The organism is Paenibacillus sp. A14 (genome assembly GCF_036864815.1).
GTDB classification, from domain to species: Bacteria; Bacillota; Bacilli; order Paenibacillales; family Paenibacillaceae; genus Fontibacillus; species Fontibacillus sanfengchensis.
The window spans coordinates 526,389-539,282 of the sequence record NZ_JBAGJD010000001.1; the positions used below are offsets into that span (position 1 = coordinate 526,389).

Sequence of the window (12,894 nt, forward strand, 5' to 3'; positions counted from 1 at the left end):
CACTCCCATGCTTTAAAAAAGCGCCAATTGCAGCATCGCTTCTTTAACTTTATCCTTGCTCAGCATAAAAAACTTCTCCATCGGCGGGCTAATCGGCATCGCTGGCACATCGGGCCCGCACAGTCTCTGAATCGGCGCATCCAGTTCGAACAGGCATTCCTCCGCGATGATCGCCGTTACCTCGGCGCCCACGCCTCCGGTCTTGTTGTCTTCATGCACGATCAGTACCTTCCCCGTCTTCCGCGCCGCTTCCACGATCGCTTCGCGGTCCAGCGGCTGAAGGGTGCGCAGATCCAAGATGTGCGCGCTGATTCCCTGTTCCGCCTCAAGCTCGGCCGCCGCCTGCATCGCAAAATGAAGCGGTAGACTGTATCCGATCACGGTGATGTCGGTACCTTCGCGGAGCACGTTAGCCTTGCCGATGGGAACGATGTAGTCGTCCTCCGGCACATCCTCTTTAATCAGCTTGTAGCATTTTTTGTTTTCGAAGAACATTACCGGGTCCGGGTCCCGGACGGCGGCTTTGAGTAGCCCCTTGGCGTCATAAGCCGAATACGGTGCAACGATTTTCAGTCCCGGAGTTCCGAAGAAAATCGATTCCGTACATTGGGAATGGTACAAGCCGCCAAAGATCCCACCGCCGATCGGAGCCCGAACAACCACCGGACAGTTCCAATCGTTGTTGGAACGATAGCGGATTTTGGCCGCCTCGCTGATGATCTGGTTCGTGGCAGGGAGCATGAAGTCGGAGTACTGCATCTCCGCGATCGGCTTCATGCCGTACATGGCCGCCCCGATCGCCACACCCGCGATCGCGGACTCCGCCAGCGGCGTATCCAGCACGCGGAGTTCCCCGAATTGCTCCTGAAGCCCTTTGGTCGTCGTGAACACGCCGCCCTTGACGCCGACATCTTCGCCAAGCACAAATACGTTCTCGTCACGTTCCATTTCTTCCTTCATGGCGAGACGAATCGCATCGATATATTCCATAACCGGCATCGCTTATTCCTCCCCTTCACTGGCGTACACGTGCAGAAGCGTATCTTCCGGCTTCGGGAACGGCGCGAGCTCGGCCGCTTCGATGGCATCCTTGAGCTGTTGCGAAATTTCCCGTTGCAGCGCCTCATCCTGTTCCTCGCTCCACAAGCCGTGCTGGATGAGATAGGACTTCATCTTCGGAATCCCGTCCTTCTTCCAGTTCTCCTCCACTTCCGTCTTAGTCCGGTAAGCCAGATCATTATCGGAGGTCGAATGGGGCGATAACCGGTACATCATCGCTTCGATCAAGGTTGGACCCTCGCCGCGAACGGCACGTTCCCGCGCTTCTTTGACGACCCGATACACTTCCAAGGCGTCATTGCCATCGACGCGGATTCCGGGGAAGCCGTAGCCGAGCGCCCGATCGGACACTTTGCCCCCGAGCTGTTTCTTGACCGGTACGGAAATGGCGTATTGGTTGTTTTCGCACATAAAAATGACCGGCAGTTTCTGTACCCCGGCAAAGTTCAATCCTTCGTGAAAATCGCCCTGGTTGCTGGACCCTTCGCCAAACGTCACAAAAGACACGATATCCTGCTTCTTCATCTTGGCCGCCAGTGCGATGCCGACCGCATGCGGCACCTGCGTCGTTACCGGGCTGGAGCCGGTCACGATCCTCAGCCGTTTGCTGCCGAAATGCCCCGGCATTTGACGGCCGCCGCTGTTCGGGTCTTCCGCTTTGGCAAACGCGGAGAGCATCAGTTCTTTCAACGTCATGCCGACGGACAGCACGAACCCGTAATCGCGATAATAGGGCAAAAAATAATCCCGCTCGCGATTCAGAGCAAACGCGGCCGCGACCTGTGCGGTTTCCTGTCCGATTCCGGAGACGTGAAAATTAATTTTGCCCGCCCGCTGCAGCAGTAAATTCCGTTCATCGAATTTCCGAGCAAGCAGCATATATCTGTACATGTCCACCACTTTGGCATCCGACAATCCGAGCTGCTCATGTTGGGGTTGTGTTTGTAAAGAGCTTTTCGCATTCATGGGAGTTACCTCCTTTAATTAGACCCGCGTCTTTATTTATCTCATCTTAAAACCTGGTACTAAGACTTGGGATAACCCTATTATAATCCCTTTTGCCGGAAAAAGAAAATAATAGTTGTCACTTAAAGGGAAAGAGAGCGCCCTTCAATAGCCAGAGCCGCTTCCCCGATAATTTCGGAGAGTGACGGATGGGCGTAAACGGCTTGGCCGATTTCCCACGGCGTTGCGTCAAGCAGTTGGGCCAACGCGGCCTGTGCGATCAATTCCGTCGCATGGGCCCCGATGATTTGTACCCCGAGCAAATCCTCGGTTTCGGCATCGGCGACCATCTTTATAAATCCTTCCGGCTCACCTTGTACCAAAGCTTTCCCGATCGCGGTAAAAGGCACCTTCGCCGTTTTTACGTCCCTTCCCTGGCGCTTGGCTTCGGCCTCGGTCCAGCCGACGGAAGCCACTTCCGGCCGGGAGTAAACACAGCGTGGAACCTGCTCGGTTCTATAGCCATGCGAAGGCTCGCCCGCCAAATGGTTTACCGCCACAATGCCTTCGTGGCTGGCGGCATGCGCCAACTGTAAACCGCCGATACAGTCGCCGATCGCGTAGATATGAGGCTCTGTCGTTTGCATATGCTCATTGACGCTGATAAAGCCCTGCTGCAATCCGATATCGGTATTCTCCAGCCCGATATTCTCCACATTGGCCTGCCGGCCGACCGAGACCAGCAGTTGATCGCCTTCCAATTCAATAATTGTTTCACCGCGTTGAGCCGAAATATGTACGCGGTTCTCTTTGACCTGGTACGTATCGGTCAGCACCTTAACGCCGGTCAGCACTTCGATCCCCCGGCGCTGAAGCTGCTTCTGCAGCTCGCGGGCCACTTCCACGTCTTCGGCCGGAAGCAGCTGTTCCGCGGCTTCGGCAACCGTTACCTTGACGCCGAAATCATGCAGCAGGGAAGCCCATTCCACCCCGATCACGCCCCCGCCGATAATGATTATGGAATCCGGCAGACTTTCGAGCGTCAGTGCTTCATCGCTGCTCAGGACGTGAACACCGTCCGGCGTCAAGCCCGGAAGTGTCCGGGGACGCGATCCCGTAGCGATGATCAGGTTGGTCGGGACGACCGTCTCCATTTCGCCATCGCTCAGTTCTACCGCCACGGCTCCGCTTTTTGGCGAAAAAATCGAAGGCCCGATAATTCGCCCCTTCCCCTCGAGCACCTTGATTTTATGTTTGCGCATCAAATACTGCACGCCTTTGTGCAATTGATCGACAATGCCTTGCTTCCGTTCCTGAACCTTCGGAAACACCAGGGAAACCCCGGCCGTTTCGATGCCGTAACTGACGCTGTCCTTCATTTGCGCGAACAGTTCGGCGCTCCGGAGCAGCGATTTGCTTGGAATGCATCCGCGGTGCAGGCAAGTTCCGCCAAGCTTGTCCTTTTCGATGATCACAACCTCTTTCCCCAACTGAGCCGCAGTAATCGCGGCGATATATCCGCCGGTTCCTCCCCCGAGTACCGCCACATCGCAAGTAATCGTCATTTCTACTCTCCACCATTCTTCATTGATTGATTTTCTTTTATCATTGTACCTTGTTTTTCCGCTATTACAAACCGGCTCCCGCATGGACAGAACGCCGGGAAGATTGTATGATAAGTGAAAATGACCCCGACGTGAAAGGAAGTAGCGTAACTTTATGAAACTGATGCTATCCCGTTTTCTTGCCATCGTCATTTTAGTCATCCCCGGCGTTGCCGCCATGACAGGCTTTCTGAAAATGAAAGACGCCTTGTTCATATATATGTCTCAACATGGAGACGACTCGCTTACCCAAGTTTCCTTTGACTGGCTAAACTTTACGGTGGGGCTTTTGCTGTTTGTACTGGGCATCGGATTTTTGGGCGGTTGGATCTATTTCCGTGATCGTAAACGCAATTATGCCGGACCGCGCAAAAAAGCACGGCAAGCCGCCCCGCAAACCACATCGCAGAAATAACCGAAAAACGCCAAAAGATCTTTCTTCTTCACCTGAAGAGGAAAGATCTTTTATTTTACCCTTAAGCTTATTCATACAGCGCATCCTTTAATTTGCTGGACATTCTCGGCGTGCTTGCCGACCTTAGCCTAAGGATGGTTTTCCGCAAGCGCTCGTTTTCCGCCCGCAGATCGGCGAGCTCTTGCATCGCTTCGCGTATCAGTTCCCGCTCCTCCCGCTCCAATCCGGGGCGTTCCACAAACCGTTCAAGAAGTAATTCATTCGTTTTTTGTTCATTTGATTTTTGCATCCCTTAATCCTCCTGACTCAAGCCTTCCACTATTGTATCATCTTTGAGAAACATAGAGGGACACGATGGCCACACCTCTCTAGATTTCTTTTCGCTCCTCAACAGAAAAAAGACCGCTGAGGCTGCGGTCTCGTCTGCTTATGCGATTTTGCGCCAAGATGAATGCGTAAAACATACAAAAGTTTATCGAGACACCGTTGCTTCCTTTTTCCCGGAGGGGGGACGGGACTTAATCCTGATCCTTGCTGCCTGTCCCCGCATCCCTTCAAGACACCTTATGCTCAATCCGCAGTTTGTCGGCCACCATCGCGATGAATTCACTGTTGGTCGGCTTGGATTTGCTGATATTGATCGTGTATCCGAACAAATGGCTGATCGAGTCGATATTGCCGCGAGTCCAGGCAACCTCGATCGCATGCCGAATCGCGCGTTCCACGCGGGATGGCGTAGTTTTGAATTTCTCCGCGATCGCCGGGTACAGTGTTTTGGTGATGGCTCCCAAAATTTCGATATTGTTATACACCATCGTAATCGCTTCGCGCAAATACTGATATCCCTTAATATGCGCAGGTACGCCGATTTCATGAATGATGGAAGTAATATTTGCGTCGAGATTTTTTCCTTTTCCCAAAGGAACCACATTGGACTTGGTAAACGTCGCCGCCGACGCACCCGATGTGGTTTGGACACCTACCAATTGACGAATCCGGTTGGCCAGCACCTCCATATCGAATGGCTTAAGGATATAGTACGAAGCCCCTAATTGGACGGCCCGCTGGGTGATGTTCTCCTGGCCGAAAGCCGTAAGCATGATGATTTTGGGCTGCGGGTTCAAGTTTAAGTCGCGCAGACGCTCAAGGACACCCAACCCGTCCAGGTGCGGCATAATGATGTCCAAAATCAGTACGTCCGGCACCTTCGACGCGTTGTCGACCATGTCCAGCACTTCTTCCCCGTTATAAGCGATTCCCGAGACGACCATGTCGTCCTGCCCCGAAATGTATTCCGCGAGCAAATTCGTAAATTCTCGATTATCATCCGCCAACAACACTTCAATTTTCTGCACTGACCTTTGTCCTCCTTAAAGTAAATAAAATTAAGTATTTTTATTTTCTTCTCTTCCAGAATAAGGATTCGACATACAAAAGTAAATTCCTTCTGTCGAAAATTATTTTTCTTTATTTTTTTATTTAGTTGAGATATAATTATTCATTTATTTACATTTTATTGCCTTATCCATTATTTTTCGACAATCCTTTACACGCCGCTAAGCGTAAAAAAAAATCTTAAGGCGAATTAGCCCGCCTTAAGATTTTGTGCAGGTCCCTGCAAGATGCCGGCATCCTGCAGCATCCATTCGATAAAGCAACCATAGCCGGAGCGCGGATCGTTGACGAATACATGGGTTACCGCACCGATCAATTTTCCGTTTTGAATAATCGGGCTTCCGCTCATTCCCTGGACAATACCGCCGGTCTTCTCAATCAGCCGCGGATCGGTAATTCGCAGAACGATGCCTTTGGTCTCGGGAGCGCTTTGCTTGGAAACGTGCACGATCTCCACTTTGAACCTCTCCACCTTTTGCCCCTCGACAACGGTTAAAATTTCCGCTGGCCCCTCCTGGATTTCTTCGGAAAAAGCGACCGGAATCGGCTTTTGGTACACGCTGTATTCCGGATTTTGATCCATGCGGCCGAAAATGCCGAAATGCGTGTTCCGTTCGATATTCCCCAGCGTTTTGCCTTCCCTGATGAAATGTGCTCTTTTCTCCCCCGGTTCTCCACTCTCACTCTTGGAAATGGAAGTAACGCTCGATTGCAAAATTTGTCCGCTTCCCACAACGATCGGGGTTTGCGTATTCATATCGGTGATGACATGGCCAAGCGCCCCATACACGCCTTGATTCGGTGCATAGAAGGTTAAAGTACCGACGCCCGCCGCGGAGTCACGGATATAAAGGCCAAGTCTCCAAGCCTTGTCCTGACCGTCATAAGCCGGGTGCAATTGCGTCGTCAGCGCTTTTCCATTTCGCTGATAACTGACTTTCAGCGGCTTGCCAGAGTCACCGGCCTGTCCCGCCAGATCGGCAACATCTTTGACATCCTTTAGTTCAGTTCCATTCATATGCGTAATCAAATCACCCACCTGAATGCCTGCGGCCTCACCCGGTGAAACCTTCTTGGTGCCGTCGCTCACCTGATGATGCCCCACAACGAGAATACCGGCGGACTTCACCTTAACGCCGATTGTCTGACCGCCAGGTATGACTTTTAAATCGGGAATCACATTTACCTTCACGGTTTTAAGAGGGAGTTTACCGAATAATTTCATTTGAAGCTTCGCTTCACCGCTGCTCATGGGGGACAGTTCCAGGGGATTCCCTAAAGAAACTTCCATGGATGGGGTCGTTTGACCGTTTAACCTGACAATGTCCGGGCGGTCCACACTTACACTTGCATGTACGGGCAAAGCCAGATGCAGTTGCCGCCCTTGTCCCTGGAACAGACGCAGTTCATCCGGCAATTCAGGCAAATGCCCCTCGGCGGCGGAGGTGCCAAAAAAACAAAAGAAGAAGGCAAATAAAAGGCCGAGCAGTCTTTTCCTGAGGTTCGGGTTCAATGGCTGTCACGCTCCCTTTGCTTCTTTCGCTTGACGAAAAAGGTGGTCGCCAATTGCGTACCTATAAGATACCCCGGGTCAGGTCTTTTATTACTGTCAATGATTAACCCGGACCTTGGCAGGATTGCATAAGGAGCCAATTCCGACCGCTAGTGGGAGCCATTGAACTTCGTCAGAACCGCGTAGTTATTTCCGTTTTTGCGCCTTGGCCAAATTCAGCATTTCCTTGGCATGATGCTTTGTTTTGTCCGTGATTTCCACACCGCCGAGCATGCGTGCCAGTTCCATCACCCGTTGTTTATCGGTGAGTTCTTCTACCCGCGTCATGGTTCGGCCGTCTTCGACCACCTTTTCAATCAAGTACTGCTGATCGGCCATACAAGCCACTTGCGGAAGATGCGTGATGGAGAAAACCTGGCAAGTTAGCGAAAGGCGGTACAGCTTCTCGGCGATCGATTGTGCCGCCCGGCCGCTGACGCCGGTATCGACTTCGTCAAATATCAGCACCGGCACCTCGTCATGGCGGGCAAATATGCTCTTAAGCGCCAGCATAATCCGGGACAACTCCCCACCTGAAGCAATCTTGCCAAGCGGTCGCAGCGGTTCCCCGGGATTCGGCGAAATTAAGAATTCGGCGCTGTCGATACCTTGCTTGCCCGGTCGGACCTTTTTTCCGTTCCAATCGATCCCATTCGCCGAATCCTCCATCGGACTCAGCTTCACCTGGAAAGAAGTTCGGCCCATTTGCAAATCCTTGAGCTCCTGCTCGATTTGAATCGCCAGCTCATCGGCTTTCTTTCGTCGCGCTTCGCTCAGCTTCGAGGCCTTTTCCAACAAAGCGGCAAGCAACTGCTCCCGCTTCTCTTGCAGCTTCTCGAGCAGTTCGTCCTTATTTTCAAGCGTTTCGCTCTCATGCCGTATTTTATTGTAATATTCCAGAATTCCTTCGACGCTATCCCCGTATTTCCGCCGCATGGAGGAAATGAGATTCAACCGGTCTTCCACCTCTTCCAGCCGGACGGGATTAAACTCGATATTCTCCCGGTAAGAACGCAAACCGAATGACACGTCCTCAAGTTGGTAATAAGCCGTTTGCAGCTGTTCAAGCAGTGGAGGAATCCCTTTGCTGTCATAACCGGCCACCTCGGTAAGACGCGAAATCGCTTTGGCCACCGCTTCGAGTCCTTGTTGACCGTAAAGCAACTCGTAAGCTTGGGAGACGGCATCCATCATTTTCTCGCTATGGGATAGTCTTACCCTCTCTTCCGTAAGCCATTCATCTTCGCCCGGCTTCAAAGCGGCCGCCGCAATCTCTTCCAGCTGGAATCTGTACAAATCCAACATTTGCAGCGCTTGCTGGCTGGTGTTGCGCAGCTCATTCCATTCCTTGTTCACCTTCACATAAGATGCGTAGGTCTCCTGGTAATCTTCCTTTACCGGTCCGATCATCTCATATCCGTACGCATCGAGCAGTTCCAGATGGCGTTCGGGGCGCAGCAGGGTTTGATGTTCATGCTGTCCGTGCAGGTTGATCAGGCTCTCCCCGACCTCGCGAAGCATAGTCAGATTCACAAGCTGTCCATTGATTCTGGCCGTACTCTTCCCTTGCGCACTGATTTCCCGCCGGATGATCAGCGACTCGTCCGGCTCGGCGCTAATTCCGAACCCGGAAAGCAATGACCAGACGCCATGACCTTCAGGAAGGTCAAAAGCGGCCTCCATCTCCGCTTTCTCACAACCGTAACGGATCAAATCGGCCGAACCGCGTCCTCCGGCAATCAGTCCTAAAGCATCGATAATAATCGATTTACCGGCGCCCGTCTCCCCGGTCAGTACATGAAACCCGGGATGAAACGTAATATCCACCGATTCCACAACCGCTAAATTTCGAATCGACAAATGGACTAACAACGTGACAGCAACTCCCTTCGAGAGCAGATCATAGAATTAAGAAATAAACCCCATAATTTGATCGATAATGAACAAACTGTACTCTTCGCTGCGGCAAATCAGCAGAATCGTATCGTCTCCGCAAATCGTCCCGAGCAGGTCCGACCATTCCATGTTGTCGAGCAACACGGCTACGGAGTTGGCTGTTCCGGGAAGGCATTTCACCACAACCAGGTTGCCGGTGTGGTCGATATGTACGAAGCTGTCGACCAGTGCGCGCTGCAGTTTCTGTACAGGGTTGTAGCGCTGGGCCGTCGGCATGGAGTATTTGTACCTCCCGTCATCCGTCGGCACCTTGATCAACATAAGCTCCTTGATATCCCGCGAAACGGTCGCTTGCGTCACCTGAAAACCGGAGCTCCTGAGCGATTCCACAAGCTCGTCCTGGGTTTCGATCTCCCGGTTCGTAATAATTTCTCGTATTTTAATGTGTCGTTGACCTTTCATAACGTCCTCCAAATCCCTTTTACGGTCTGATTACCCTTCTTCTTCATCGTCGGCGATAAGGGTGATTTCTTTCAGCATCCCCTGATCCGCATCCAAATAAAGCACGCCGGCGCAATCCGGATACAGGAGCAAATAAGGAAGCAGTTCCTTTCGCATTCCGCTGCCCGTCCATTCTATGGCCATTCGTTCCCTGGCGGTTCTTACCAGATAGAATTCCCCGTCTTTGGTCGCGATATAGTCGATAAAAAGTCTGCTGTGCATGATGCTCCCGTCCACCTTGAAAGCAAGCGGCACCTTCAGTTTGTCGCTGACCACTTCATATCCGGAAGCTTCCAGCAAATCCACGGCGGGATGTTCCACAATCTCCTCGTTCATTCGAAAACCGATTCCGGATCTTAAGGTATAAGGTTTGCGAACCCAGGAGCGAAATCCGCGGTACCCGAGATACAGGCCGATGGCGGCAATCAGCAACATCAGCATCGCGTCTGAAAACCCACCCATCACAATCACCTCAGTGGTTGTATTCGACGCGGATGGCCGAGCTCCTGTTGTGTTTTGCCAAAATCCCGGGCGGAGTTCGAAATTTAATCATCTCTATTATAGGGAACATTTGTTCCGCTTGCAATCCCGAGCATGCGAAAAACCCGTCACGAAGACGGGTTTGCCTGAAATTTACGCCCTGCCTCTTCAATGACCTTTCGGGCGATTTCCTTGATATTTCCGGAATCGGTGGAAAGACCGCCGCCTTCCCTTCCGAGCCCGAAATGCGCAAGGAACTCAATATTCCCTTCCCCGCCGGTAATCGGCGAAAAAGTAAGTCCCTGCAAGGAAAATCCAAGATCAAGTGCATCTTTCAACACCGTCTCCAGAACCTCCTGATGCACTTTCGGGTCCCGAACCACGCCCGATTTCCCTACTTTTTCCCGCCCGGCTTCAAACTGCGGTTTAATCAGCGCGGCGATATCGGCGGGACGGGAGAGAAGCTGCAGGAGCGGCGGAAGAATAATTTTCAGCGATATGAACGACACGTCGATGCTGGCGAAATCCGGAATGGGCCCGTCCAGATCGGCTGGAATCATATAGCGGAAATTCGTCCGCTCTTTGACGTTTACGCGCTCATCGTTGCGGAGCGACCAATCCAACTGGTTATACCCCACATCGATCGCGTAAACGTAACGGGCTCCGTGTTGAAGCGCACAGTCGGTGAATCCTCCGGTAGAGGAGCCGATATCAAGCATAATTCTTCCGTTCAGGTCGATGCCGAATTCCTTGAGCGCTTTTTCCAGCTTCAAGCCGCCTCGGCTCACATAAGGATGGACGGCCCCTTTGACCGTAATTGGGATGCTGCGCGGAACTTTCATCCCCGCCTTGTCGATCCGTTCCGACCCGCTCAAGACAAGCCCCGCCATAATCGCGGCTTTCGCTTTTTCCCTGCTTTCAAAAAAACCCTGCTCCACCAGCAGGACATCGATTCTTTCCTTGGATTCGGACATTCCCATTCTCCTGACGTTCCCGGTGAAAGGAGAAACTCGCGGACGGAATTTCCGCCAGCGAGCTTTCACCGTACTGATTTATTTATTCTTTGGCTAAACGGAGGTTTTGGCCGGCACGGAGTTTATGAACTTTCCGAACTACATCCTCCGCGGTTAAACCAACTTCCTCGAGCTGTTCCTTGATACTGCCGTGTTCGATGAACCGGTCGGGTACGCCCATTACTGAAATGTCCAGACCGGACAAGTCCCGCTCCGCATAAAACTCCAGCACCGCGCTGCCCAAGCTGCCCGCCCGGGAGGCTTCCTCCAGCACAATCATGTGTTGGCCCCGCCCGGCTAGTTCCATGAGCATTCCTTCATCCATCGGCTTCAGGAATCTGGCGTTGACGACCGCGGCCTGAACGCCTTCGCGCTTCAGCATCTCCGCGGCCTCCTCGGCCACCTGCACCATCGGGCCTACCGCTACAATGACCGGGCCGTCCCCTTCTCGGAGCATCTCCCAACTCCCGATCGGAAGCGGGACCAGCTCCTCGTCCAGCGGAACCCCGGGCACATTGATGCGCGGATAGCGGAAACCGATCGGCCCGTCGTTATACTCCAGCGCGGTCTTCATCATGTGACGGAGTTCATTCTCGTCTTTCGGCATCATCAGAACCATATTGGGAATATGGCGTAAAAAAGCGATGTCAAACACGCCTTGATGCGTTTCGCCGTCGGCTCCCACAAAACCCGCGCGGTCGATGGCGAACATCACATTGGCGTTGTGACGGCAAATGTCATGGACGATTTGGTCATAAGCCCGCTGCATAAATGTCGAATATACGGCAAATACCGGCTTCATGCCTTCCATCGCCAGCGCCGCGCACATGGTCGCCGCATGCTGCTCTGCGATTCCGACATCGATCATTCGGCCGGGGAACCGCTCCCCGAACTTCACCAAACCGGACCCGCCGGGCATCGCCGGTGTGACGGCGACAATCCTCTCATCCCGCTCGGCCAGCTCGATCAACGTGCTTCCGAATACGTCGGTGTAAGTCGGGTTGCCGACGGCCTTAAGCAGCTGTCCCGATTCAATTTTGTAAGGCGTGGAAATGCCGTGCCACTTGAACGAATCTTCCTCCGCCGGCGTGTAGCCCTTGCCCTTTGTCGTCAGTACGTGCACCAGAACCGGCCCGCTGACGTTGTTGGCTTGCTTGAAAGAATCGATCAGACCCGGCAAATCGTGGCCGTCCACGGGCCCCAGATATTTAAACCCGAGCTCTTCGAACAACACGCCGGAAACCATCATGTATTTCAGGCTATCCTTCAATTTCTCCGCCGTCTTGGCGAGTTTCCCGCCAACCGCGGGAATTTTCTTCAGCAACTGTTCGACTTCATCCTTGGCCCGCAAATAATTCCGGTCGGAGCGAAGCTTCGTCAAATAATTGTGCATCGCGCCGACGTTGGGGGCGATCGACATTTCGTTATCGTTCAGGATGACCATGAGATCTTTCTTCTCATGCCCGATATGGTTCAAAGCCTCAAAGGCCATGCCTCCGGTCAGCGCCCCGTCGCCGATGATGGCGATGACTTTATGTTTCTCTCCCTTAAGATCGCGGGCCAGAGCCATCCCCATCGCCGCGGACAGCGAGGTACTGCTGTGTCCCGCCTCCCAGACGTCATGCTCGCTCTCGCACCGTTTGACGAAACCGCATAGCCCGTCTTTCATCCGCAGCGTATCGAAACGATCCATGCGTCCGGTCAGAATTTTATGAACATAGGCTTGATGCCCCACGTCGAAAATAAATTTATCCTGAGGGCTGTTGTAACAGTAATGCAGGGCGATAGTCAGCTCGACCACCCCCAGATTGGGAGCCAAATGTCCGCCCGTAACGGACAGCTTTTCAATTAAGAACTGGCGAATATCGGCCGCTAGCGGAGCCAATTCCTCGATGGAGCATGACTTCAAATCGCCGGGTCCCTTAATCTGTGAAAGCAGCACCTGGATTCCCCGCTTTCCTGAATGGATTTCTTGAAGAATAAAGCATAGTCGTCATTCCGAATTGAACCTGTTACCCATACTTTGAGATAATA

General features: G+C 52.7%; 12 protein-coding genes. 1 reads left to right on the top strand and 11 read right to left on the bottom strand.

Annotated features, from left to right (window positions below):
• Positions 1-12: 12 nt before the first annotated feature.
• From V4U88_RS02605 to lpdA, 3 genes are all read right to left on the bottom strand, one after another.
• Positions 13-999 (bottom strand): alpha-ketoacid dehydrogenase subunit beta, encoded by a 987-nt coding sequence (locus tag V4U88_RS02605; RefSeq protein ID WP_334071663.1) that lies wholly within the window; start codon positions 997-999, stop codon positions 13-15.
• A gap of 3 nt (positions 1,000-1,002) precedes the next feature.
• On the bottom strand, positions 1,003-2,025 hold the full coding sequence (locus V4U88_RS02610) for a thiamine pyrophosphate-dependent dehydrogenase E1 component subunit alpha (RefSeq protein ID WP_334071664.1): 1,023 nt from the start codon (positions 2,023-2,025) through the stop codon (positions 1,003-1,005).
• Between the two features lie 122 nt (positions 2,026-2,147).
• Positions 2,148-3,569: a dihydrolipoyl dehydrogenase gene (lpdA, locus tag V4U88_RS02615; protein WP_334071665.1), complete on the bottom strand. Its 1,422-nt coding sequence runs from the start codon at positions 3,567-3,569 to the stop codon at positions 2,148-2,150.
• A gap of 154 nt (positions 3,570-3,723) precedes the next feature.
• Here lpdA and V4U88_RS02620 point away from each other — a divergent pair, with 154 nt between their 5' ends.
• Positions 3,724-4,023, top strand: coding sequence for a DUF2627 domain-containing protein (locus V4U88_RS02620; RefSeq protein ID WP_334071666.1), 300 nt, complete (start codon positions 3,724-3,726; stop codon positions 4,021-4,023).
• A 67-nt stretch (positions 4,024-4,090) separates the two neighbouring features.
• On the opposite strand, the gene V4U88_RS02625 is transcribed toward V4U88_RS02620, so the two are convergent.
• From V4U88_RS02625 to dxs, 8 genes are all read right to left on the bottom strand, one after another.
• The gene (locus V4U88_RS02625; RefSeq protein ID WP_334071667.1) at positions 4,091-4,312 is read right to left on the bottom strand and encodes a hypothetical protein; all 222 of its coding nucleotides are present in this window, start codon (positions 4,310-4,312) and stop codon (positions 4,091-4,093) included.
• Between the two features lie 265 nt (positions 4,313-4,577).
• Positions 4,578-5,378 (bottom strand): sporulation transcription factor Spo0A, encoded by an 801-nt coding sequence (gene spo0A / locus V4U88_RS02630; RefSeq protein WP_334071668.1) that lies wholly within the window; start codon positions 5,376-5,378, stop codon positions 4,578-4,580.
• Positions 5,379-5,608: 230 nt separating this feature from the next.
• Positions 5,609-6,931, bottom strand: coding sequence for a SpoIVB peptidase (gene spoIVB / locus V4U88_RS02635; RefSeq protein ID WP_334071669.1), 1,323 nt, complete (start codon positions 6,929-6,931; stop codon positions 5,609-5,611).
• Between the two features lie 186 nt (positions 6,932-7,117).
• A complete protein-coding gene (recN, locus tag V4U88_RS02640; protein WP_334071670.1) occupies positions 7,118-8,842 on the bottom strand; it encodes a DNA repair protein RecN in 1,725 nt (574 codons plus the stop codon).
• A 36-nt stretch (positions 8,843-8,878) separates the two neighbouring features.
• On the bottom strand, positions 8,879-9,328 hold the full coding sequence (ahrC, locus tag V4U88_RS02645; RefSeq protein WP_334071671.1) for a transcriptional regulator AhrC/ArgR: 450 nt from the start codon (positions 9,326-9,328) through the stop codon (positions 8,879-8,881).
• Between the two features lie 30 nt (positions 9,329-9,358).
• Entirely contained in the window at positions 9,359-9,829 is a 471-nt protein-coding gene (locus tag V4U88_RS02650; protein ID WP_334071672.1) for a hypothetical protein, read from the bottom strand.
• A gap of 146 nt (positions 9,830-9,975) precedes the next feature.
• Positions 9,976-10,821, bottom strand: coding sequence for a TlyA family RNA methyltransferase (locus V4U88_RS02655; RefSeq protein ID WP_334071673.1), 846 nt, complete (start codon positions 10,819-10,821; stop codon positions 9,976-9,978).
• A gap of 82 nt (positions 10,822-10,903) precedes the next feature.
• Positions 10,904-12,802, bottom strand: a complete 1,899-nt coding sequence (gene dxs / locus V4U88_RS02660; protein ID WP_334071674.1) for a 1-deoxy-D-xylulose-5-phosphate synthase — start codon at positions 12,800-12,802, stop codon at positions 10,904-10,906.
• Between the last annotated feature and the right edge of the window lie 92 nt (positions 12,803-12,894).

Coding starts and splice junctions, on each gene's coding strand:
- V4U88_RS02605 (WP_334071663.1), bottom strand. CDS start 999: ATGCCGGTTATGGAATATATCGATGCGATTCGTCTCGCCATGAAGGAA.
- V4U88_RS02610 (WP_334071664.1), bottom strand. CDS start 2,025: ATGAATGCGAAAAGCTCTTTACAAACACAACCCCAACATGAGCAGCTC.
- lpdA (WP_334071665.1), bottom strand. CDS start 3,569: ATGACGATTACTTGCGATGTGGCGGTACTCGGGGGAGGAACCGGCGGA.
- V4U88_RS02620 (WP_334071666.1), top strand. CDS start 3,724: ATGAAACTGATGCTATCCCGTTTTCTTGCCATCGTCATTTTAGTCATC.
- V4U88_RS02625 (WP_334071667.1), bottom strand. CDS start 4,312: ATGCAAAAATCAAATGAACAAAAAACGAATGAATTACTTCTTGAACGG.
- ahrC (WP_334071671.1), bottom strand. CDS start 9,328: ATGAAAGGTCAACGACACATTAAAATACGAGAAATTATTACGAACCGG.
- V4U88_RS02650 (WP_334071672.1), bottom strand. CDS start 9,829: ATGGGTGGGTTTTCAGACGCGATGCTGATGTTGCTGATTGCCGCCATC.
- V4U88_RS02655 (WP_334071673.1), bottom strand. CDS start 10,821: ATGTCCGAATCCAAGGAAAGAATCGATGTCCTGCTGGTGGAGCAGGGT.